Genomic DNA, 23,708 nt, shown 5'->3' on the forward strand with positions numbered 1-23,708 from the left:
TCGTCACGATTTCGAGGGAAAATCGAAAAAATGACCGCGAAAAGGAGTGTTTTCCGCAAAATGGAGGCAAATTAGACTGTTTTTTCTACCACGAAATGCTCGAATGACACGAAAATCATGCTTCAGGAGTCGTTCTTTTGCGAGTCGAATTCCGGGCAGTCTCTGTTTTCCTGGTGGTCCAGTTGGAATGGCTCGTTGCGTGCATTGTCGGGGTTGGAGTCTTCAATGTATTTTCTGTGTTTGACATCAATGATGGTGAAAGGGGCATTGGGACCTGTGCCCCATGTAATGCGGTAGACGCCTTTGTCCTCTATTTCCACGGAGGGTACGGTTTCGACGTTGATGTTGAGCGGACCGAGTGTGCGCGTTTGATAGCTTTGAAAGGGGGCGTCAGCAAAGAGTCCATAGAAATAGGTCTCTTCTGGGGCAGGGCCACCATAGAGACGGAGATAGTAGCGTGAATCCGGAATCTCGATTTCGGGCCCCATGGGTATCGCGGCGTCTCCAAGGATGGGGGGACGAAAGATGAGCAGCGGGAAAAACAGCGCCAGGGCAGTGCCTGCCATCAGCACGGGTAGTGTAAGAACAACAAAGACGATATGAGCAAAGCGGATACGAGCCATGGGCGAATTCCTGACAGCGTCGCTGTGGGAGAACCACGAATTGTATGCAGGTCATGAACAAGTCTGTTTACAGGCACTACTCTTTAGAGAGAGTTGCTGCCCGGTTTATTCCGGGGAAATCAGAATTTCCGCGGTTACTTGTATGACTATGGTGCAAACCAGATGAGGAGATTGACGAATTCGAAATCGTCGAGGTCTTTCAGGCATTTGACGGAGGTGATGGTGATTTCATTCTCGCCAAGACGCAGCCAGTTCGGATTGCAGGGGAGAACCAGTCGGTCGAAGGAGCCGTCGTCGGGAGAGGGTTTCAGTCCTTCGGTCAGCAGGTGACCGTTGATGTGGATCTGAGGTCGGCACTGAATGCCTTTGGCCATGAGGGTGATGGCAGCCCGGGGAATTCCATTCGGATACTGTCGGGCTGAAATTTCGAACCGGACCCGGTAGGTTGCGCCTGCGGTGGGACGCTGGAACTGGCTGTTGACTTTTCCTTCGAATTGATCATCGCCGAGATGATGGACGACGGGGTTCTCTTCGATGGCAATCACGCGCTCCGTTTTGGCACGCAGTGTAAAATCGAGGCGGCGGGGTTTCCCACTCGATCCGGTCACTCTCAGGTTCTGCGACTGGGGCAGGTAACCCGGTCGGGCGGCGCTGACTGCGACATTATCGGGCGTCTCTGAAAGTTTCAGTTCATAGGTGCCTTGCTGGGACGTTCGCGCTACGAGGGATCGGCCATCGGGCAGGTCGACGCGAATCGTCGTGGCTGCCAGCGGTCGTCCTGTCTGGGAATCGCGGACAACCCCGCGGAGGAGGTCATCCGGCTGCATCGCAGCGGGGCGTTCAACCTGGGGCGCGGACATGGGGGCTGGCGTTGATTTGCGCAGGTTCGTCAACGGAGTCCGCGCCGCCAGATGCTTGCCTGCGGGAAGAGTCAGTTTTTCAGAAGCAGAACTGAGATCGGTAATGGAAGGTGAGACCGGTCCGGGCTGACCCTGGTCCGTTTTCATCGAGGGACGCTGCAGTGGTTGTCGTTCCACAGTTCCTGTTGCGGAGAGGGGACGTGGAGACCGAGCGGTCTCTGCCCGAGAAAATGTTTTCGGCCGCGATTCGGGACGGGCCTCTGCGCTGGGAAGATCTTGCGGGGAAGATGAAACGTCGGGTGCGGGAGTCGAGTGCTGCTTGGAAGATTCGGTTTGTGCCCGCTCGGCCTGGGGCAACTTGCTTACTGCCGAGGTGTGCGGAGAGATCGCCATATTATCTGCGAGCAGACTAGTCTCCTGGTCTGGTTCGATCTGTCGGGGGAGCGAGACGGTGTCCGCGGAGAGGCGGTCCCGCTCGGTTCGATTCCGTTCCGGTTTGAGTGGCGTGATGCTTTCCTGCCAGAGTCGGGCATCGTTCAACGTTGATGAATCGGAGGGCGTTGGTTCCGTGTTGTCGTTGCTGATCTGTCGAATCGCGATGGGATCTGATTTAACGATCGGTTCCGGCTGGGCCGGCGAGTTTTCGACCACGGTGACCCAGCCGAGACCCAGGCAGAAGTGGATCAGCAGGGAAAGGTAAAACGACTTGGACATGGAGTGTCGATTACCCCAGCGGGTGCCCCAGAGAGTCAGCCAGTCGATGGTCACGAAGAGAATGCAGAAAATCAGCGCCCCGCGGAGCACTGTCTCGATAATCGAAGCCTGTGGTCCGCCGCTGATCAGATCCAGGATGTACTGCCACCATTGTGCCATGGAGTATCTCATCCGCGTGAATATTTGATGCCAGGCGAGCCGCTTACGGGGATAGCGAAAGCCGCCGACCTGAATTCGACCCACAATCAGAGGCGGCTGCAATTCCGACAGGGGGAAGGGGGGAGTCAGGGATTTCAGTTGGAAACAGAGTTCGTTGTGCAGATCTCCCCGGTGTGGGGGAATTATATCCCTCGAAGCCCTGTTTTTCTATGTTATTCTTGCCTGTACTGTCTGACGTCGGTCTATCCCCTTTTAAATTCCCGGGTTCGTGATGATTGGATGCGAGACAAGTCTGAGGTTGTCAGGTATAATCGAGGTCTCATGGTTATCCGCCTGACCAGCGGTCGTTCTGGTAGAGATCGTCCGTTTTTCCATGCTTACATTGAAAGGGATCCGTCTGTGAAATCATTCCAATTTGCTGCAGCTGTATTTGTCCTGTTCTGTTCTTCGCTGGTCTGGGCCGATGAACGGGGGACGTTGATTTTCGAAGATGATTTCGAACGGAGTGAATCACAGGAGCAGAAAGATGAGATCGGTAAAGGCTGGGGGACGAACAGTCGCAGCCGGGCAAAGGGGAATAAACAGGTCGACCTGCGTGACGGGGCGATGTATATCTACATTCATGAAACAGCCGACCACGCCGTTTCGGTGACGCATCCTGCCGAATTCAAGAATGGTGCGGTTGCCCTGCGGTTCATGCTGGAAGATCCCAAAGACAGCCTGGGACTCAATTTCGCGGATCTCAAATACAAACCGGTACACGCCGGCCATCTGTTTGTGGCTAAGATCAGCCCTAAAAATCTGATGATCACCGACCTCAAGACCGGCAACATGGATCTGAAAATTCGCGATCAGCGGAAAGCGGGCACTCTGTCTGCGGAACATAAGGAACTGCTCAAGACCAAAACCAAACGGTCCCCGCTCAAACTGGAGACCGGCAAGTGGTATGACCTGCTGGTGAATGTGGAAGGGGACAAGCTGACTGTTTCCATCGACGGGAAACAGGTCGGCTCTTTTGCCTCTGAGGGGATGGCCCATCCGACCAAGCGGCTGCTGCGACTGGCAGTGCCTCGCAAGGCAGTGGTGGATGACGTCAAGATTTACTCCCGTGGTGAGAAGTCGTAAGTCAGGCTGGATGAACCGGTTCCGGTGAGAGGGATTCTCGGGGAAAGTCGCCCCTTGTTTTGGGGGCATCCCCGGATTCCGGGCGAGTCCGTTCTTGACCCGCAGTGAATTTCTGACGATAATTAACAAATCAAGCCGCGCTTATGTACGGTTGAAGTTGTGAGTCTCATTCCTGTTATCCCGCGAGTCCCTCCATGAACCAACGATCGTCCCGCAGCATGACCGACTGTTCCGGAATCACACGTCGCAATTTCGTGCAGGCGGGCGCATTGGGAGCAGGCGGTTTGTGCCTGGCGGATCTGCTGAAGCTCAAAGCGGAAGGGGCCGTTTCGTCGAAGCAACAGGACACCAGCGTGATCCTGTTCTGGTTGAGCGGCGGTCCGGGGCATATGGAGACCTGGGATCCCAAGCCCGAAGCACCTGCAGAATACCGGGGACCCTTTCAGCCAATCGCGACCAGTCTGTCGGGAGTGCAGTTCAGCGAACTGATGCCGGGACAGGCGAAACTGGCCGAGCACCTGGCTGTGCTGCGAACCGTGAATCACGGGACCGGCGATCATACCAAGGGAAATCACTGGATGCTGACCGGCTTTGAAGGTCCTGCCTTCAATGCGCCCGACAATCGGGTGCAGCGACGTCCTTCGATTGGCTCCGCGGCTTCGTTCCTGCGTGGTGCCCGGCTGGAAGGCATGCCCCCTTATGTGGGAGTACCTCATCTCCGTGGGGGGACGGATAATCTGTTTCATTATTCCTCGTACATTGGCGGCGGCTTTGATCCGTTTATTGTCAATTCCGATCCGAATACTTCCAGCTTCAGCGTGCAGAACCTGACCCTGGCCCGCGGCCTGACGGTCGATCGATTGAAGAACCGGCAGGAACTGTTGAGTTCGCTCGACCAGCTGCCGCGTCGACACGAGAAGCTGATTCGCGACCTCGACGAACACCAGCAGAAAGCCTTTGATCTGCTGTATTCGAAAGGCGTTCGCTCTGCGTTTGATATTGAAGACGAACCGGCGGCGGTTCGCGACAGCTACGGCCGACATACGTTTGGACAAAGTGCGCTCCTGGCGCGGCGTCTGGTAGAACATGGTTCGACATTTGTGACCGTCAACTGTGTCCCCTGGGATCATCACGGTTCCGCGGGACGTCTTCGCACTGAAGAAGGAGCCCGCAAGCTGATACCGCCTCTGGACGCCGCGATCTCGGGATTGATTCGCGATCTGATCGACCGCGGTCTGTATGAGAAGACACTGGTGGTGGCGATGGGTGAATTTGGACGCACGCCGCGAATTAACCAGCATGCAGGACGCGACCACTGGGGGCGAACCTTCAGTGTAATGATGGGCTGTGGCGGAATGCGGATGGGGCAGATCATCGGCCGTTCCAGCAGCCGCGGTGAAGATGTCGTCGAACGGCCGGTGGGCCCGCAGGATGTTGCGGCGACCATTTATCGGCATCTGGGCATCGATCCCCAGCGTGTTATTCTCCGCGATCGCCTGGATCGCCCGATGCCTCTGCTCGACACCGGGGAACCGGTTTCCGAGCTGTTTGGCTAACCGACGTCCTTCTGAGAGAGCGCTCATGCAAGAATCATCGGGCGGTATAACCCGCATAACTGGACCCCGATTCCCGGCTGAAAATACTCGACATAGCGATAATCGATTATATAATGAACTTATGAATGTCATCCGATGCCGTCCACCAGGTTCCTGCCTGCTCAGCCTTCTGTGCATCCTGTTTTTGATGGGATGCGAATCAAATCAACCAGCCCCCACTAAAAAAGCCGGGGAGACACTACCGGTCTTGAATGTGGAAACACTGACCGTCGCCGAACAGACCTGGCCACGTATTATCCGCAGCCAGGGGAGTCTGTTTCCTGACGAAGAGGCGACGCTGGGGATCAAGGTGGAAGGCCGTGTTTCCGAAGTACACGTTGATCTTGGAGATGTTGTTGAGGTCGGTGATCCATTGATTACGATCGACCAGGAAGATTTCAAACTCCGCGTCAAGCAGGCAGAGGCACAACTGGCGGCGGTTCGTTCGGCAGTCGGGTTAAAACCGGGAGATCCGCTTGAAAAACTGGTGCCTGAAAATTCGCCCCCGGCCCGTGAGAAGAAAGCCGAGTGGGATGAGGCGACCGCGAACCTGGAACGAGCCAAGACGCTGTATAAACAGAATGTGATGGGCCAGGCCGAATTCGATCAGGTCGTGTCGTTCGAACAGGTGGCCCAGGCCCGCTATGCCTCCGCTTTGAACGGGGTCCGCGAGAAAATGGCTAATATCACCGTGCAACAGACGCAACTGGATCTGGCACGGGAAGACTTGAAGAACACCGAACTGAAAGCCACGTACCCGGCTGTCGTGCAGAAACGCCTGGTTGCCCCCGGGAGTTACATTCGCATGGGTGATCCACTGCTGGTGCTGGTACGGATTGATCAGCTCCGCTACCGGGGAACGGTGCCCGAGCGTCTCTCGACCCAGCTTGAAATCGGTCAGCCGATCGAATTGAAAATTGAATCGGTACCACAGCGGACTTCTAAAGTGACCCGCATCAGTCCGTTCCTGGATCAGTTGAGCCGTTCATTACTGTTTGAGTCGCTGGTCGAGAACCCGGATCGGGAATTGCGGGCCGGCCTGTTTGCCGAAGGACGGATCATCGTCGACCCCGATCAGAAAGCGATTGTCGTGCCGGTCTCGTCGGTCGTGCAATTTGCGGGAACGGAAAAAGTCTGGAAGGCCGTGGATGGCACCGTGAAGATGCAGGAAGTCCTGCTGGGAGAACGACGCGGTGATCAGATCCGAATTTTAGAAGGACTGCAGCCGGGTGACGTCATTCTGCGTACCGCGAAGGAAGGGCGTCCCGGAACACTGTCTGCCGTGGAGCCACAACCCTCGGCTGCCGAGCAGACCAAAGCCAAAACATAATTGCCGACGGGTCTGCCTGATCCGTCTTGTGAAGAAAGTCGCCGCAGCCTGATGTAAAGGGAATCGATTTTGTACTGGTTAGCCGAAGTCTGTGTCAAAAGGCCCGTGTTTGCGCTGATGCTGATTACCGCATTAGTGGTCGCCGGTCTTGTGGCCTTTCCGGAGCTGGGCGTCGATCGTTTTCCCAACATGGACATGCCGTCGATTTATATCCGGACGAACTATCCCGGGGCGGCGTCTCAGGAAGTCGAATCGGAAGTCAGCGCGGTGCTGGAAGATGCGGTCGCAACCGTGGCGGGCATCGAGGAACTGCGTTCGATCTCGCGCGACGGTCGCTCGTTTGTGATCATCACCTTCAATCTGAACCGGAACGTCGACGCTGCGACGCAGGACGTGCGGGACGCGGTTTCGGGGGCGATGAATCTGTTGCCTCCCAATATCGATCCGCCAATCGTACAGAAACGGGATCTGGAATCGTCGCCGATCATGACGCTGGCCGTTTCAGGGCCACGCACTTCGCGGGAGCTGTATCTGTTTGCAGATCGCTACGTGAAGAACGTGATTGAATCGTCTCCCGGAGTGGGTGAGGTTCAGATCGCGGGGGCCGCGGATCGGGCGGTGAAGGTGGATATTGACGCAGACCGGCTGGCGGCTTACCAGATGTCGATCCTGCAGATCCGGGATGCACTGGTGCGACAGAATACCGAAGTTCCCGGGGGACGCCTGGACCAGGGCTTCCGCGAGCGGTCCCTGCGGACAATGGGCCGCATTGCCGATGCGAGCAATTTTCCGAATCTGGTGGTCGATACGATCAATGGCACTCCAGTCCGACTGGCCGATTTGGGAACAGTGAGCGACGATACCAAGGAAGTCCGCACGATTGCGCGACTCAATCAGGCGCCGGCAGTCGTGTTGACGATTCAGAAACAGTCGGGAGAAAATACGGTTGCGGTAGTGGAAGGCATTAAAAAGATGCTGCCTCGCAGCCAGGAACTGCTGCCCGATGACGTGACGGTCAGCGTGGTGCAGGATCAGTCCCGCTATATCGTGACGGCACTACACGAGCTGGAAAAGCACCTGGTCTCCGGAAGTATTCTGGCCTGTATTACCGTGCTGTTGTTTATGCGATCCTGGCGTTCTACGGTGATTGCTTCGGTGGCGATTCCCGCTTCGATCATTTCCACGTTTGCCTTCATGAAACTGTTTGGCTTCACCTTAAACAATGTGACCATGCTGGCGCTGGTGCTGATGGTGGGGGTGGTGATTGATGATGCGATTGTGGTGCTGGAGAACGTGTTCCACTGCATCGAAGAGCGGGGGATGACTCCCCATGACGCCGCGATTTACGGAACCAAGGAAATCGGCCTGGCGGTGCTGGCGACTACCATTTCACTAGTGATCGTCTTTCTGCCGGTGTCGTTTCTGTCGAGCGTCACCGGGCGACTGCTGTTCCAGTTCGGATTGACGGCGACGGTGGCGATTCTGGTTTCGATGCTTGTCAGTTTCTCCCTGACACCGATGATGTGCAGCAAGCTGCTCAAGGCAGAGACGCCCAGTCCGAACGGACCGAGTTCCCGTTCGGGATTCTATCACCTGGTGGAAACCTCTTATCTCTGGACGCTGAAACAGTCGTTGCGGTTTCGCTGGCTGGTACTGGCGGTTTCCATCGCGGTGATCTGCAGTAACTATCCGCTGTATCAGCTGGTGAAGCAGGATTATATTCCGCTCAACGTGGATGAGTCCGAGTTTGAAATTCGTCTCGAGGCCCGGCAGGGGGCGACGCTGCAGTCGATGAATGATCTGATTGAGCGGGCCGAGACGATCCTGACCGATACGGAGGGAGTGAAAACGATTCTGCTGACGGTGGGGTCCGGAGGCTTCGGCGATGTGAACCGGGCGAGTTTCTTCGTGCGGCTGACCGACAGCGAGACGCGTACGTTTTCGTTTGATCGTTTCTTCGCCGGACTCATGCACGCCGACCTGACCGCGGCGTTTCGGGGCAATTTCACCCAGCGCGAGAAGATGTCGGAGATCCGCAAGAAACTGAAACAGATTCCCGATACCCGCATCTCGGTGCGAAACCTGACTTCACTCCGACAGGGGGCGCCGGTGGATATCGACTTTTCGATTACCGGACCGGATATCGACGGTCTGCTGGAGTTCAGTAACAAGCTGCGGGAGAAGGTGAAAACGATTCCGGGTATCGTGGACGTCTATTCCACGCTGCAGATCGATAATCCAGAACTGCTGGCCCGCATCGATCGCGAACGGGCGGCTGCTCTGGGCATTGATGTGCGGGAGATTGCCGATACGCTGCGAGTTGCAGTCGGCGGAGATGATCGTGTTTCCCGATACCGCGACCGGAGTGTGGACGACGCTTATGATGTCGAGCTGCGACTGGTCGGACTGGACCGGGGGGATATCCAGTCGGTTTCCCAGTTATATGTGCGGACCAGTCCGCAGGCGACGGGGGACGTTACTTCCTCCTCGGCACAAACCGGATCGCGGCTGGCGCGGATCGATAACGTGGTCAACTTTGAATACAACACGGCTGCTTCGCGTATTGACCGGTTGAACCGTCAGAAGATGGTCGCCGTGCGGGCGAACCTGGCGCCGGGCTATGCCTTGGGCGACGGAATCGAGGCGATGAAAGCGGCTGCGGAAGAGATCGGAATTCCGGATGGCTACAATACGATGGTGCTGGGGGGCGGCCGCGAACTGGAACGCACGCTCTCGGACTTTGGCTGGACGATGGTGCTGTCGTTCGTCTTCATGTATATCGTGCTGGCGGCCCAATTCGAGAACCTGGTGCATCCGATGGTGATTCTGCTTTCGCTGCCATTGGCGGTTCCCTTTGGTCTGTTGAGTCTGCACTGGGGAGGCGAGACGCTGAACCTGTACTCGGCCCTGGGGATTCTGGTGCTGTTCGGCGTGGTGAAAAAGGCGGCGATTCTGCAGATCGATCATACGAATGCACTGCAGGAGCAGGGCTTCCCCCGTTACCAGGCGATCCTGCAGGCGAACCGCGATCGTCTGCGACCGATTCTGATGACGACCCTCTCGTTCGTAGCGGGTCTGATTCCGCTGTTGATTGCCACCGGTCCCGGTGCAGAAGAACGGCGGTCTATCGCAGTGCTGGCGGTAGGGGGGCAGACACTATCACTGCTGCTGACCCTGCTGGCGATTCCCGTGCTGTATACGTTCTTCGATGATCTCTCGGCCCTGTTTATGAAGTGGACCGGCAACGAGAAGAAGAAGCCAGCTGCGCCCGCGCACAGTGTGCCACATGAAGTTCCGCCCGTGCATGTGCTGGCAGCGCATATTCCACCTCCCGAACCCGCACCGACGAGCACAGAGCAGACTTGAAGCGTGGGTGACAGGTCAGCCGTCGCGAGAATCGGACTTACTTATTGACTTCCCGCAGAGATGGCAGTAGCCTAAAAATGCTTAAGTGATGTCTCCCGCCAAAGGAATGGTTTGTGAAGAGGAAACATCGATGTCTCTATCCCGTCCTGTCTGGCAAAGCACGTCTTCCCCGATTTCCCTTAAAGAGCAGGCTCAGGCTGGTTACGACCACTGCAGTCACTCTGGAACAGGAATATGACAACCATGCGCTCTACCATGAATACCGTCGTTGTGTTGTTGTGTCTGGCACTGTTATCTGTTGAAAGCCGTTTGCAGGCTGCTGAGGGTTTGCGGGTGACCCGTGATCTGCAGGTCCTGTACACGTTTGAAGCGGGCCAGGGAGATCTGATTCAGGATCGTTCGGAGGTCGGGGAACCGCTGAATCTGAACATTAAGAATCCGTCAGAGATCAAGTGGCAGGAGGGAGTATTGACCGTCAAGGGGTCGGCCCGGATTCAGTCAGCAGAGCCAGCCGGCAAACTCATCAAAGCACTTCGCCGGGCGAATGCATGCACCGTCGAGGCCTGGTTGAAACCGGCCCACGATCGGCAGAAGGGACCCGCGCGGATTGTTTCACTGTCGCGAGATCCGAATCAGCGTAATCTGACACTGGGTCAGGAGGGCAGACGCTATGATGTGCGTTTACGGACGACGTCCACCAGCGGGAACGGTATGCCTTCCATGACGTCTCCGGATCGACTGGCCCAGCCACGGCTGACGCATGTGGTCTATACCCGCGACCCAGCGGGAAGGGCACTGCTATATGTAAATGGAAAGTTGCAGGCCGAGAAACGAATTCGGGGGAACCTGTCCAACTGGGATCAGTCCTTCTCACTGACACTGGCCAATGAAGCGACCGGCGATCGTCCCTGGCAGGGGGATCTGTTTCTGGTCGCCGTTTACAGTCGGGCGCTGACCAAAGCGGAAGTCGAGCAGAATTATCGCGCGGGAGAAAAGGGGAAACCTTCCGAGCAGGATCTGTTGGCGCTGGCCCAGGCGAAGCAGAGAAAGCTGTTTGAAACGAAAGTCGCACCGCTGCTGGCACAGAACTGCCTCGAATGTCATGACGCCGCCAGCCGGAAAGGGGGACTGGACCTCTCGCACAAAGCGACGGCCTTCGCGGGTGGGGAGAGCGGAAAAATCATCGTGCCGGGGTCAGCGGAGAAAAGTCTGCTGTGGGAACAGATCGTCTCGGGTGATATGCCGCCCGGAAATACGCCCCTCAAGCCGGCTGAGAAAGCGTTGCTCAAAGAATGGTTGAATGGCGGCGCCCACTGGTCAGTGAACATGATCGATCCCGCCATCTATAACGGGAACAGCAGTGCGCAGGAGATCTGGGTGCAGCGGCTGACGATTCCGGAATACATCGAAACAGTCAAAAGCACGGTGGGCGTGGATATCAGCCAGGAGGCCTACGAACTGCTGCCACCTGATTTGCGGGCCGATGGTTTCAGCAATACCGCGTACAATCTGAATGTGGACCTCAAGCATGTGCAGGCGTATGCCCGGCTGGCGGAACTGATTGTGCAGCGGATGGACGTCCTGAAGTTCGCGCGGCAGTTTTCCAGTTCGCGGAGTCTGAATACGGATGCCACGATGCGAAAGTTCGTGGGGGCGATGGGACAGCGGCTGTTCCGCGGTCCGCTGGACGAGCGTGAGATTACGAACTTCAGCGGGATCGCGACGACCGTGGCCAGCGCTGGAGGCACCTATGAAGAGGGAGTCTCTCTGATCCTGGAAGCGATGCTGCAGTCACCTCGGTTTATCTATCGGATTGAATCGCAACGAGGGGACGGGGCGGCGTTTACCGCAGGTAACTTTGAACTGGCATCGCGATTGAGTTATATCATCTGGGGGGGACCTCCCGATGAGGAACTGCTCAAGGCGGCGCAGGCAGGGAAGCTGACCGATGAGGATGTCTGTCGGAAACAGGTGGCGCGGATGCTGAAAGATCCGCGTGCGGTGGATCGCTCGGCTCAGTTTGTTTCGGACTGGCTGAACCTGGATCGGCTGGCCAACATGCGACCCAACGAGTTGCGGTTCCCGGAATGGGATCCGCAACTGGGGCTGGATATGCGTGAGGAGACACTGGCGTTCTTCAAGGAGATTGCCTGGAGGGAGAACCGACCGTTGTCTGATCTGTTCAATGCCCAGGTGACCTTCGCGACGCCTCAACTGGCCCGACATTACGGTTTGACACCGCAGGGCCAGGGGCTGCAGCGGTACGATCTGTCGAAGGTTCCCGCGCGGGGCGGCTTGCTGACGCAGGGGAGTATTCTCACGATGGGTGGGGATGACGCTTCGATGGTGACCCGCGGGCTGTTTGTTTTGAAAGATCTGCTGCGTGGCGTGATCGGTGCACCGCCGCCGGGCGTGGATACCACACCGGTGCCTTCGCGACCGGGACAGTCACAAAGGATGATCGCCGAAAAGCGGATGGCCAACGAGGCGTGTGCGGGCTGTCATACCCGGTTCGAGCCGCTGGCGTTCGGGCTGGAGAAGTATGATGGCATCGGTGCGTTTCACGAGATCGATGAATATAAGAACCGACTGCGGAGCGATGGAGAAATCCTGGTTCCGGGGACGGCGAAACCGGTGGCATTCAGCACGCCCGCGGAGTTGATGGATCTGCTGGCCGAAAGCGAGCGAGTGCGTGAAACGATCACCTGGAAGCTGACGCAGTTTTCGCTGGGGCGCCCGCTGGGTCCTGCGGATGCGTCGACGGTACAAAAAATTCATGAAACGTCCCAGCAGGGGGGCGGTACTTATCCGAGTCTGCTCACCGCGATTGTGATGAGTGATCTGGTGCAGAAAGTGCGTACCGAGGGGCAGAGTGACTAAGCTGGTGGAACTTCTTGTTTGGAAATTACTGGTGTCCTGATCTCAGCCGTTTATCATATTTGCATTATCAACCACAGGCGGGAGACGTTTCTATGAGTCATGTGCTGCTCAATCGTCGGATGTTACTGAAGGGACTGGGGTCGGCTGCGATCGGCTTGCCGCTGCTGGAGGAGATGATTCCGTCCAGCCTGGCCGCTGCGGCGCAGCCACAGGTTCCGGTGCGGGCGTTTAACGTCTTCTTTGGTCTGGGAATTCCCGCCCCGCTGCAGACCGAAGGCTTCGACGATGTACTGGAGCCACTCAAACCGCTGCAGGACAAGCTGTTGATCATGCGGAATGTGGACCAGGTGCGTTGCGATGAAAAGGGGATCAACGCGCATTACGACGGTGCTTCCGGCGCCTTCACGGCTGAGCCGCCCGATGGAGAGGCCAAAGCGGGCGGGCCGTCGATTGACCAGGTGATTCGTCAGACGCACTACCCGAAAGGGCTACCGAGCGGGATGGTGCCCACATTAATGGGGGGGACGTTCTTCCGCCGCAGTCGCGTGGGCCGTTATGTGCATAGCTACAACATGGACGGCACGGTGGCCGCGACGATTCAGGAGAAGCCCCGCGACCTGTTTGAGCGGGTGTTCGGGACGGTCTCTGCCGGAGGTTCGGGGAACGATGCAGCGCAGCGACGGCTGCGCCGGAGCGTGCTGGATACGGTCGTGGAGGATTACCGGTTCTATACGGGCCAGAATTCGCCCCTCGGTTCGGCATCGAAAGCGCGGGTGGCCGACCACCTGGACCGGATTCGCGAATACGAGCGGCGGGCGTTTGCGATGCAGCATAAGAACCGGAATGCACCGGAGCCGCCGCCCCGTTCGAAGATTCCGCATGGCGGTCCGGCTGATCCGGGCGGGCAGGGGATTGACATCACGGTGGATGAACTCACCAGCGAATGGCGACTGCTGGCGGACATTTATGCCCTGGCAATTCAGATGGATCGGGTCCGCTTCGGTTCGCTGACGTTCCTGGCGGCGGGCGAGCGGATTCGTCTGACCGGCGATTACGAGTATAACGGCGAGAAACGCTGGACGTTCGATGATCCGAGCCAGTTGAGGGCGAGTGGCGACAAAGGTTGCAGCCACGAGTGGTGGCATAAGTTCAACGAAAAGAAAAAGAACGAGGCACTGCGGGCACACGCGCATCTGAAGATGCGTGAGGTTTCCTATTTCCTGCAGGCGCTGAACAGTGCCGACGCCCGGGAGGCGAACGGGCGGACGATTCTGGAGAACTCGCTGATCACGATCTCGACCGAATCCGGAGACGGGCGGCACAACGATGTGAAACGCGAGCTTTCAGGTGTCTTCCATTGCATTACCGGTGCCAATGGCCGGTTCAAGACCGGGCAGATCATGGACGTGGGCCAGGAGGGGCTGGACGTGTATAATACTCTGCTGGACGCCTTCGGTGCGAAGTTGAAACTGGGACCGGCGAAACGTGACGCGACAGCTGTGGATGCGATCCGTGCTTGAGGGGCGTGCCAGGCAATTGAATTCCGGTGGGACCTGGAGGAAGTATGGAAGAAGAAATTGCTGAAATTGTCCATAAGTATGGTTGGTACGCCGCAAACGTGAGTGATGCGGAACAGCCATTCCTCTACACGATCGGGCTACTGGAGTCCTGGCAGCATCCCGAGCTGATTATCTTTGGACTGGATGCCGAGAATGCATATGCCCTGTTGTCTGGTCTGATTTCTGACATACAGAATGGGAACTCGTATACGGAGAATGCCGTTCAGATGATTGAACTGGGTGAGGACAGGCACCAGGTGGGCTTTCGTTGTGTCCATTCAACTCAGCATCCAATCTACCTCGGGTTTGCGATGGGCTATCAGCGGCATCTCGGACGGCCCGGCGAGCTGAGTGCAATGCAGGTCTTCTGGCCGGATGAGAAAGGGCGCTTTCCCTTTGATCCCGGTTGTGAACTTGACGTTTACCAGTTGCAGCCTCGGCTCGATATCGGCCTGACTCCCCGCGAGGTTCAAGATTTTGAACGTCGGTGGGAATGAAATGAGAGGGCGAATGGAGTGAACGGTTTTAGTCGAACCTCCCGCGGGCCTCTTTCGCGAAGCGTTTACATCGCCTTATGCTTGAGCTGTGCGAAATGGACTCTGATTGCCGTTCCTGCTTTGCCTGACAGGATACATTTGTTTATTGTAGGGCGATGTCTGGTCAGCAGGCTGGAAACTCGGTTCGAAGACATCTTTCCTGAAAAGGTGATGTCGGTCAATCAGCAGTTGTCTGAAACAGGAGGCAGGGAGTGATGGAAAACGAGCGGCCTGAGAAAATTGCTATTGAACATGATGATTATCATGCCAGGCACATTGGTCGGACCGGCGATGGTCGTCAATTCTTTCTGACGACGCCGTTTGAACCTGCTTACCCGAATACGGAGGGATGCGAGTATATCGCCCTGTTTCTGTTTGACCTGGACGGGAATTTAATCGAATCCCGGGTCGATACCCTGGGCCCGCGGGCGACCCTGGATGCCGATGCCTGTCGCGAGAAGTATGAGTCGCGTCTGAACGAACTGGGAGAAGTAGATTTTCAACGAATCGAAGTCAAGCCGTTCGCGATCAATCACAATGGTGTCGAGATGGGGTTGATTGTCCGCGAGCCCGAAGAGGAAGAGGATGTATGGGCGGTCGAACTTCAGCCGGGAAACTATATGGCTTTTATCGAGCCCTGGGACAGTGGTGTTTATGATACCTGATTTTTTTATTCAGGGTTAACAGAACTGCAGCCTAGCTTGATTCCAGCAAAGGGATTTGTGGAATCTGACTGAGGGGATTTGGAATGCTATACCAGGTCATTCGCCCGACAAACGGTCATGTGATCGCGAAGTTTGAGAAATCCCACGACTATTACTATCGGTTTCCTGATGGTTGCGAAGTCCCTCTGCAGGTCCAGTATGCCTGGTGTCATGGTTGCGAGTTGTTTGTCGAAGCGGAGAAGCTTTTCACAACGCAAGAGATACAGCAGAAAATTGAGAATCTGAGTATCAAGCCGGAAGAATGGCTGCAAGACATTCAGAATAAAATGCCGGAGTTCGCGGAATGGATGCAGACTCAGGAAATCGATGGAAGACCAATGTTGGAAGTTCGAGTTGAAGAACGCAGACGGCGGTGCGAATCGTGGATCTCTGCCCTGAACTGGTTCGAGGGACGGAAGTCGACAGCACGTTGTCTCGAATGTGGCTCGATGACGGCGATCAAGGTACTCCCCTGGCATGAAGTGATCCCCCACCCCTATGGTGAGGGGGTGGTCGAACTCACATTCGATGCTACGATTGTAGACGGACCTTTACCGACATGGACTCCGCCTCCAATTTATTTTGATTTAGAGGGAAACAGGCTGACTGCTGCAGAGGACGATTCTGACAAGGGTTAATCAATCCTTCCCCACGTTATTGCAGACCGGTAAAATGGTTCCTGTCGGCAACTCTTTCCTGATTCTATTAAAGGCGTGGATGCCGCTGATGGAGTGTTTTCTTTTTCTGCTGCGGGTGCTGTGGGCACTGCCGAATACTTTGCTGGGGCTGGCGATCGGCGGGGTGGGGCTCTGCTTTGGTGGACGGGCGCGTGTGCGGGGGCCGGCGATCGAGTTCTATGATGGCGGCGTTAAATGGCTGATTCAGCGGCTGCCGCATGGTCAGTTTACGCTGGCGTTGACGCTGGGGCATACGATCCTGGGACAGACGGATGCGTCACTGGATATTTCGCGGAAGCATGAAGCCGTGCATGTCCGGCAGTACGAGCGCTGGGGGCCGTTCATGCTGCCCGCTTACTTTCTGTCGTCGGTATATATGTGGCTGACTGGCCGTCGGTTTTATCGCGATAATCCGTTTGAGCGCGAAGCTTATGATGCTGACGGTGGGGAGCAGGATGTCTGATTTTCCTCCGTTAAGATTACACAGAAGCGGCATAAGGCGATTGTGGCCTGTCGCTTTGAGTGTTAATCTCATGGCAGGCGCTCACATCTTTATGCCAGGTAGTGGTTCTTATTTCGAACGGTCCATAGCAAAGTCGTTTCAACCGGGGCTAAGGCCCTGCGGCTAATTTGGATATTTCTGTAGATGCAGTCCGACAATCGAGCGTAACAGCATCCCCCTGGACTCGTTGTCGACTGCTTGATAATCACTACCCGGGCGATTCCTGGTCTCTAACGGAAAACGAACGACATGTGGCTGCACGCTTCCTGTAAACTGGACTTTGAAATTCCCGTCGCGACCCCCTTTATTCTGATGCTGCGTCCACGGAGTGGCAGTCAGCAGTGGGTGGCCCGCGAACAATACATGTTAAACCCCGGTACCGAGGCGGTTGAGTTTACCGATCTGTTCGGAAATCTGTGTCAGCGGCTGGTGGCGCCGGCGGGTTCCTTTTCGATTCAGACCGCCTTTGATATCGAAGTGGCCGACAGCTCCGATGTCGCGCCCGGGGCGCCGTTTGTACCAGTGGAACAGCTGCCGGACCCGACGCTGCCGTTCCTGCTGCCCAGCCGGTATTGTGAATCGGATCGTTTCTCACAGATGGCAGCATCGCTGGTGGAAGGGATCAATCCGGGTTACGACCAGTGCGCAAAAATCGTGGAGTACATTCAGAACTCCCTGGCCTATACGCCGGGTGAGGGGCAGGAAATCATCAGTGCGACTGAGGTAAATCAGAAGACACAGGCCGTCTGTCGCGATATGGCACACCTGGGAATCGCCTGCTGCCGGGCGCTTTCGATTCCCGCGCGGATGGTGGTGGGTTACCTGGAACCACTCCGGCCGATGGATCTGCATGCCTGGTTTGAGGCGTATGTCGGCGGTCGCTGGTACACCTTCGACCCGACACAGCAGACGCTGGACGGCGGTCGGGTGGCGATTGCCTATGGTAGAGATGCCGCGGATGTCGCTGTCTACACGCAGTTTGGTGATCCCGTTGATCTGCAGAATATGGAAGTGCATGTAGAGCAGATTTCGGAACCGACTGACTGAGGTGGGGTCGCTTGACTCACTGAACTTTTTCTGATGCAGGCGTGTCAGAGACACATTGTGCAGGTGAAACGAAATGAACCCCGTGAAAGTCAGAGCGAGAACAGAGATGTCTGATCCCATCGATCCGAATAAAGTTGTGGTGTTGACGGGAGCCGGAATCAGTGCCGAGAGCGGCTTGCCGACGTTCCGGGATATGGGCGGACTGTGGGAACAGTACGAGATCACCGAGGTGGCTTCACCCGAGGCGTGGGAACGGGATCCGCAACTGGTGCTGGATTTTTATAATGCGCGTCGCACGCAGGCGGTGGCGGCTGAACCGAATGCGGCACATCGCGCGCTGGCGGAACTGGAACGCCGGTATAAAGTGGTGGTGATTACTCAGAATGTGGATGACCTGCATGAGCGCGGGGGGGCCTCGAATGTGATTCACGTGCATGGCGAACTGGTGAAAGCCCGCAGTACGGCTGATCCGGAGCTGATTTATGAAATCGGCGGGAAGGAAATTCAGCTGGGCGATCTCTGCGAAGCGGGTTCCCAGTTGCGGCCGCACATTGTCTGGTTCGGGGAAATGATTCACAACACGGACGTGGCGGTCGCAGAGATCCGCAGCGCGGGGAAAGTGCTGGTGGTCGGGACTTCACTATCGGTGTATCCGGCGGCTGGGCTGGTCGAACTGGCCAGCGCAGGGGCGGAAAAACTGATCGTGAGTCCGGATCTGGAGCAGGAGCCTGTCGGCTTTGAGTGGATCAGGGGGACGGCGGTGGAGCATGTGCCACAGATTGTGCAGCGGTGGCTGGAGGGGTAGGGAGGAGTTCTGCGGGTGTTGCCTGTGATCTGCGACTGCCCCTGAATCTACTTCCATTAATCTACATCCAAAGAGGGATTGATCAGGTTGCCTGTCGCCAGGCGGGCGGCCACACAGGGCCGCACCCTACGAATGGGGTTGGTGATCTGATACTGAATTGTGCGGATTAGCTGAGACCTCCTGTTGCCTGTGGCAATCCCGGATTGCATCCGGGACCACCCCCTGGTTTGACAGGAGTTCCTGTGTTTTCTCTCTGATGGTGATCTTCCAGAATATGATTTTCAATCTCAGCGAGATTGAAAGTAACCGGGGCCAGGTAGCGTTTCTTAATTCGGATGATATATACCAAAGACGTTTCAACCGGGGCTAATGCTCTGCGGCTGATTTGGCTTTTCAGCAGTTGAAGTCCTGAAAACAAGAGTAACAGCAGACCCTCGGCCACGGTGGATTCTTACATAGCTAACGCTGTCGACCTCATGATCATTCAGAGAACTATCAAATAAAGGCAACCTGGCACCCTGCGGCTCATGGGGAGGATGTCAGGGAGTGATGGTGCTGATTGATATACTTGCTGATTTTCAGCTCGCCTGGCTGGTGCCGATCTGTAGGATGCGCTGGTTGTCTTTTTTTAATGGAGTCTGACCGGCTATGGAAGCGTTTGTTGTCAATCTGTTCTGGATTCTCTGTTCTCGGGCGGACTGTCTGTTGGGGGCGAGTGTGTTAACCGAGGACTCTGATTTTGCGGAAAGGCGCGGGGGTGTCAAGCGAAAATTGTGCTATGGGCTGCGGGTGAGTTTGCCTGAGTTTCCGGTGAGTTGCATTTCAAATGCTCTGAAAGTGCTCCGAAATGATTTGAAAATGTACGAGACAGCTCGAACCGGTTCTGAATGTTCCGGTGAAAAGCTGGAAAAATCGACGGCGATTCAGGTGCATCTGAATGACTTGTGGGCGGTGTTCCAGTGCACGCATCGTCCGCCTCGCGCGCGAAGCACAATTGCAACACTTTATGATTCGGGAAGTGGAGATCAAGTCCAGTTTGTGCACCGGAAGAGCGAGAACCGGGGTGCAAAAGTGTGGGCACCTGATGCAGATATCAAGCAGGGCGCAAAAAAAATGCGTCCGTCGAAGGAAGACACGGACGCATTTCAACACTACGGGAAATATGTTAGCCCTGGTCGTCGAAGCCGTAGTGTTAGCGCTCAATGGTACTCCGGAAATCCTGAAGAGCAGAGTACCACATAGACCAGTATCGTCATCAGGCATCCCGGGGGATGAGTGAGATAGTTAATTTCATTACCAATCAGAGCGGGGAATGTGAATCAGTGCGAGGCTGTAACCTCCGGTTCGTCTGCGAGTGGGGCCGATTCGATGTCCTGCCGGGGACCGAAAAATTCGAAATGAATTCGATCTGCGGGGACATTCAAGGCTTTCAGGCTCGCGTAGACGTTCTGCATAAATGGTTTCGGTCCACAGAAGTAGAAGTTGGCTTCGTTAAAGGGTGTCCATTCACGCAGGATGTTTTCACTCAGGATTCCTGTTTCGTCGCAGTTCTGATTTTCCAGATCGTCTGCCAGCGGCTGATCGTAGAGTGTGAGCGTGCGGACGTTGGCACCCTGATTACGGAGTTCCTGAATTTCTGCAGCAAATGCGTGGGTCTGGCTGTTCCGGGCTGCCTGCAGGAAATAGAGCGGGGCTTCGGGCTGAGCCGCGATCAGCGACTGCGCCATCGAGAGCAGGGGAGTCACGCCGACGCCGCCGGCCAGCATGACAGTTGGTGTCTGGCGGGGTTCTGCGGGATCGAGGGTGAACTCACCACAGGGGGGACCGATCTGCAGAGTATCACCCACCTGGACCTGATCGTGCAGGTAAGTGGAGATCAGACCATCGGGAGCGTCCGCGATGAGACCGGGTTCGCGTTTGACGCTGATGCGAAACGAGTTCTGTCCCGGCTGGTTGGAGAGACTGTAATTGCGGGGCGAAGTGGGGGTCGTCGGGTGATCGATTTTGACCGTGATATATTGACCCGGGAGCCAGGCTGGCAGCGGTTCGTGATCAGCGGGTTTCAGATAGAAGGAGGTAATGACATCGCTTTCGGGCTCTTTGCGATCGACGACAAAGGTACGATAACCGTTCCAGCCGCCGGCAGCGGTGCGCTGTTCTTCGTAGATTTGACGTTCGCGTTCGATACAGACGTCTGCGAGCAACTGGTAAGCTTCGCCGACCGCTGCGAGGATTTCGTCGGTGGCTGCGTCTCCCATGACTTCCTTGATGGCAGCCAGCAGGTGTTTGCCGACGATGGGATACTGTTCGGCCTGGATACCCAGCGAGCAGTGTTTCTGAGCGATCAGTTCGACGGCAGGGGTGAGGGCGGCGAGGTTGTCAATATGGGTGAAATAGGCACAGATGGCACCGGCGAGGGCTTTCTGTTGACCGCCGGAATGCTGGTGGGCCTGGTTGAAAAAGGCTTTGACTTCGGGGTTTCCAGCAAACATCTTCTGATAGAAGACCCGTGTGACCGTTTCCGCATTGGCGGCGACAACTGGTGTGATTTCCTTGACGATGGCGATGGTTTTGTCACTTAACATTTATGGTTCTCCTGGAGAGCGGCTTGATACCCAAGCGGAAACAGATATACTATACCTATATGTATAGAATAAGGAATTCTATACGTCAAGGTGTATAATTTAAGCTTTTCGTATTTTTTAGGAAAACAGATGCTTTCAAAGACTCATGAATACGCTTTGCGGGCGGCGGCCTGTCTGGCGGGGCAGCCTGGCAAGCCTGCTTCGGCCGATTATCTGGCGGAAAAGACGAAGGTCCCCCGGCGTTATCTGACGCGGGTTCTGCAGGATCTGGCGGCAGCGGGGATTGTGAAATCGCGGAGTGGTCCCAAGGGGGGCTATGAGCTGATTCACGATCCTGCAGAGTTGTCGATTCTGGATATTGTCAATGCGATCGCCCCGATGGAGCGGATCAACAGTTGTCCGTTAGGTTTGAAGTCGCATACCAGTCTGTGTCCACTGCATGCGGAGCTGGATCGCGTGTATGCAGAAGCGGAAGCGGCGTTTGGCAGGGTGACCATTGGGCAGCTGCTGGAATCGACGACAACGATTGTGCCTTTGTGTGAGAGCTGATCAATCTGGGGAGAAGGACGAAGCGTGAGGTGGTGATGCAGCAACCGATTACGGGGTATCAGCAGGACGAGTCAGGACACTGGGTGGCGCAGCTGGTTTGTGGTCACAATCAGCATGTTCGTCATGCGCCGCCTTTGGAATCGCGTCCGTGGGTTCTGAGCGCAGCAGGTCGGGCCGGGATGCTGGGTTATCTGCTGGAGTGCAGGAAGTGTGACGAAGGGGCACCCGCCGATGCGCGGCCGGGCTGACGTCCCGCGGTTCTGTTCCCAATGAAATATTGTTGACAAAATGGACGGGCAGGTCTATATTCGGTAAAAGGTGTATCACTTATACATCTTTTAGAGATGAGCATAAGGATGCGACTAGTGGCTCAACTATGCGAACTTGTGTTTGTGGCTGATGTTACTCTTTCAATGCGCCAGTTGAAGCGGGTGATCTGATCAGGCACTGGTTTTATGAGATCGACGATTCCGTTGATCTTATCCGTTTTTATTTTCTGAAAGGAAACTTCATGCTCAAGACAGGATTGGTTACCAGCCTCGCAGTGACTGCTCTGTTTCTGTTCAATCTGAATCTATCTGGCGCCGACCCGCAGGGGGAGAAACCGTCTGATAAAAAGGCCGCGAAGAGGGGAGCGGAACAACCTTCCCCGGCAGCGGTCGAACGGACACGCGACACCGTCAAGATGCTGGATGACATCTATAAGAATGCGGTGGTGCTGATTACGGACAAGTATGTGAATGACGAGGAAGACTTCCCGGCAGGGAGTGCCGCGGTCGAGTTGTTCAGGCGGGTGGGGAAAACCGGTTTTCATCAGGTGCGTCTGATTGATGCAACGGGAGAGCCGTACGAACCCAAAAACGTTGCGAAGAGCAAATTTGAAAAGCAGGGGATCAAGCAGTTGAAAGCGGGCAAGTCTTATTATGAGGCGGTGGTGATCAAGGATGGGAAACCTTACCTGCAGGCGATGACGCCGATTCCGGTGGTGATGAAAAAATGCGTGATGTGCCATCCGCATTATAAAGACGCCAAAGAGGGAGAAGCGATCGGCGCGATCAGCTACGAACTGCCGATCCGGTAATTGAATCGAGTGACACAACGGTTGTCATTCTGAGTGAATGAACGCTGATCCCTGCAGGAAGTTAATAAGTGGGGATCAGCTTTATTCAGTGAAGCATGTGAGGCACATGAAAAAATAAGGAGCCGTTCATGTTTTTCTGTCAGCGGCCGCTTTGCGGATGGCGAGGGCGGCGGGAACTTCTTTTTTGGCCGGCAGGCGGACGGCGTGTCGTAGAACCCAGCGACGATTTTTAACCTGTTCCGGTTTCTGCAGGGCCTCAATTTCTGACAGCCATTTGTGACAGACTTCGTAGGCGACTTCGGGATGATCTTTGGCGATATCAGCCAGATGATTGGCCACCGAACGCCGCACATAAAGTTCGGAATCGTCCTTGAGACATTCCAGCAGAGGCAGCGTATAACCGGGGTCGTCCTGAAAGTCCCGTAACCGCATCGCCCAGGGAAGCCGAGGGCGTGTTCCTTCACTGACGAGACGTCGCACATGGGGGTTGGCATCTTTCGTCCAGCGTTTGAGCTGTTTCAAACTTTTATCGCGGTGCGCGATCAGAAACGGGCGAATACAGAATTCGGCGGTGAATCGCTGCGTCAATTCGTAACAGACTTTCAAGCCGCTCTCCAGATGGTCGGCACCATACTCGGCGATCAACTGTGAATGAGGGAAATAAAAGAACGGCGCCAGCCCGTTTTGTTCGGTCGCCTGCAGTCGGGGACCGAGTGACTTGATGAGTAACGGTGCCAACTCGTCAAAATCTTCCGGCAGCTGTTCGGCCATCGCGTGTGCGATGTTGAGGGCCCGCTCTTTCAGTTCCAGCTTGTTCAAATTGCATTTGGCACGTTTCTGGAAAGTGGATGTGTCGAAGCCGGGGGTCACGTCGGACAGTGAGACGCCGATCAGCTTCACCAACTGGCCGTTCATAATTTCTTTAAGAGGCGTACCCTTCATGATCGAGGGGCCGACAGTAAACTGTTGTGCGGGGTGCGGTTTCATGCTGGATATTCTATTTCGGGTTGC

20 protein-coding genes are annotated in these 23,708 nt (G+C 56.0%); 16 read left to right on the forward strand and 4 right to left on the reverse strand.

The features are described from left to right. Nucleotides 1–122 precede the first annotated feature (122 nt). Nucleotides 123–623, reverse strand: coding sequence for a hypothetical protein (locus RID21_RS06065; RefSeq protein ID WP_350187735.1), 501 nt, complete (start codon nt 621–623; stop codon nt 123–125). A gap of 146 nt (nt 624–769) precedes the next feature. Then, on the reverse strand, nt 770–2,356 hold the full coding sequence (locus tag RID21_RS06070) for a carboxypeptidase regulatory-like domain-containing protein (protein WP_350187737.1): 1,587 nt from the start codon (nt 2,354–2,356) through the stop codon (nt 770–772). Between the two features lie 450 nt (nt 2,357–2,806). Between RID21_RS06070 and RID21_RS06075 the strand changes: the two genes are divergently transcribed. From RID21_RS06075 to RID21_RS06135, 13 genes are all read left to right on the forward strand, one after another. After that, the gene (locus tag RID21_RS06075; RefSeq protein ID WP_350187772.1) at nt 2,807–3,481 is read left to right on the forward strand and encodes a LamG-like jellyroll fold domain-containing protein; all 675 of its coding nucleotides are present in this window, start codon (nt 2,807–2,809) and stop codon (nt 3,479–3,481) included. A gap of 194 nt (nt 3,482–3,675) precedes the next feature. Then, nucleotides 3,676–5,037, forward strand: coding sequence for a DUF1501 domain-containing protein (locus RID21_RS06080; protein WP_350187739.1), 1,362 nt, complete (start codon nt 3,676–3,678; stop codon nt 5,035–5,037). 187 nt (nt 5,038–5,224) lie between these two features. Continuing rightward, on the forward strand, nt 5,225–6,406 hold the full coding sequence (locus RID21_RS06085; RefSeq protein WP_350187741.1) for an efflux RND transporter periplasmic adaptor subunit: 1,182 nt from the start codon (nt 5,225–5,227) through the stop codon (nt 6,404–6,406). A 69-nt stretch (nt 6,407–6,475) separates the two neighbouring features. After that, nucleotides 6,476–9,772 (forward strand): efflux RND transporter permease subunit, encoded by a 3,297-nt coding sequence (locus tag RID21_RS06090; RefSeq protein WP_350187742.1) that lies wholly within the window; start codon nt 6,476–6,478, stop codon nt 9,770–9,772. 243 nt (nt 9,773–10,015) lie between these two features. Next, the gene (locus tag RID21_RS06095) at nt 10,016–12,652 is read left to right on the forward strand and encodes a DUF1592 domain-containing protein (RefSeq protein WP_350187744.1); all 2,637 of its coding nucleotides are present in this window, start codon (nt 10,016–10,018) and stop codon (nt 12,650–12,652) included. A gap of 92 nt (nt 12,653–12,744) precedes the next feature. Continuing rightward, complete coding sequence (locus RID21_RS06100; protein ID WP_350187745.1) at nt 12,745–14,172, forward strand: DUF1552 domain-containing protein; 1,428 nt, start codon at nt 12,745–12,747, stop codon at nt 14,170–14,172. 44 nt (nt 14,173–14,216) lie between these two features. Then, a complete protein-coding gene (locus RID21_RS06105; RefSeq protein WP_350187747.1) occupies nt 14,217–14,708 on the forward strand; it encodes a DUF4262 domain-containing protein in 492 nt (163 codons plus the stop codon). Between the two features lie 254 nt (nt 14,709–14,962). Further along, nucleotides 14,963–15,412 carry a hypothetical protein gene (locus tag RID21_RS06110; RefSeq protein WP_350187748.1) on the forward strand — a complete coding sequence of 150 codons (450 nt, stop codon included), beginning with the start codon at nt 14,963–14,965 and terminating at the stop codon, nt 15,410–15,412. An 83-nt stretch (nt 15,413–15,495) separates the two neighbouring features. Then, entirely contained in the window at nt 15,496–16,089 is a 594-nt protein-coding gene (locus RID21_RS06115; RefSeq protein WP_350187750.1) for a hypothetical protein, read from the forward strand. An 88-nt stretch (nt 16,090–16,177) separates the two neighbouring features. Continuing rightward, nucleotides 16,178–16,591 (forward strand): hypothetical protein, encoded by a 414-nt coding sequence (locus RID21_RS06120; protein WP_350187751.1) that lies wholly within the window; start codon nt 16,178–16,180, stop codon nt 16,589–16,591. Between the two features lie 288 nt (nt 16,592–16,879). Then, nucleotides 16,880–17,677, forward strand: a complete 798-nt coding sequence (locus RID21_RS06125; RefSeq protein ID WP_350187752.1) for a transglutaminase domain-containing protein — start codon at nt 16,880–16,882, stop codon at nt 17,675–17,677. Nucleotides 17,678–17,783: 106 nt separating this feature from the next. Further along, on the forward strand, nt 17,784–18,482 hold the full coding sequence (locus RID21_RS06130) for an SIR2 family NAD-dependent protein deacylase (protein ID WP_350187753.1): 699 nt from the start codon (nt 17,784–17,786) through the stop codon (nt 18,480–18,482). A 648-nt stretch (nt 18,483–19,130) separates the two neighbouring features. Next, on the forward strand, nt 19,131–19,724 hold the full coding sequence (locus RID21_RS06135) for a hypothetical protein (protein ID WP_350187755.1): 594 nt from the start codon (nt 19,131–19,133) through the stop codon (nt 19,722–19,724). A 77-nt stretch (nt 19,725–19,801) separates the two neighbouring features. On the opposite strand, the gene hmpA is transcribed toward RID21_RS06135, so the two are convergent. Further along, nucleotides 19,802–21,067 carry an NO-inducible flavohemoprotein gene (hmpA, locus tag RID21_RS06140; protein WP_350187756.1) on the reverse strand — a complete coding sequence of 422 codons (1,266 nt, stop codon included), beginning with the start codon at nt 21,065–21,067 and terminating at the stop codon, nt 19,802–19,804. Nucleotides 21,068–21,196: 129 nt separating this feature from the next. Here hmpA and RID21_RS06145 point away from each other — a divergent pair, with 129 nt between their 5' ends. From RID21_RS06145 to RID21_RS06155, 3 genes are all read left to right on the forward strand, one after another. Continuing rightward, a complete protein-coding gene (locus RID21_RS06145) occupies nt 21,197–21,616 on the forward strand; it encodes an RrF2 family transcriptional regulator (RefSeq protein WP_145182396.1) in 420 nt (139 codons plus the stop codon). Between the two features lie 35 nt (nt 21,617–21,651). Next, nucleotides 21,652–21,864 carry a DUF3565 domain-containing protein gene (locus RID21_RS06150; RefSeq protein WP_149336364.1) on the forward strand — a complete coding sequence of 71 codons (213 nt, stop codon included), beginning with the start codon at nt 21,652–21,654 and terminating at the stop codon, nt 21,862–21,864. 263 nt (nt 21,865–22,127) lie between these two features. Further along, nucleotides 22,128–22,697: a c-type heme family protein gene (locus RID21_RS06155; RefSeq protein ID WP_350187758.1), complete on the forward strand. Its 570-nt coding sequence runs from the start codon at nt 22,128–22,130 to the stop codon at nt 22,695–22,697. A gap of 126 nt (nt 22,698–22,823) precedes the next feature. Here RID21_RS06155 and RID21_RS06160 read toward each other — a convergent pair whose 3' ends face one another. Continuing rightward, complete coding sequence (locus RID21_RS06160; protein WP_350187760.1) at nt 22,824–23,684, reverse strand: DNA alkylation repair protein; 861 nt, start codon at nt 23,682–23,684, stop codon at nt 22,824–22,826. Between the last annotated feature and the right edge of the window lie 24 nt (nt 23,685–23,708).

Origin of the sequence: Gimesia sp. (assembly GCF_040219335.1) — a bacterium.
Lineage (GTDB): Bacteria > Planctomycetota > Planctomycetia > Planctomycetales > Planctomycetaceae > Gimesia.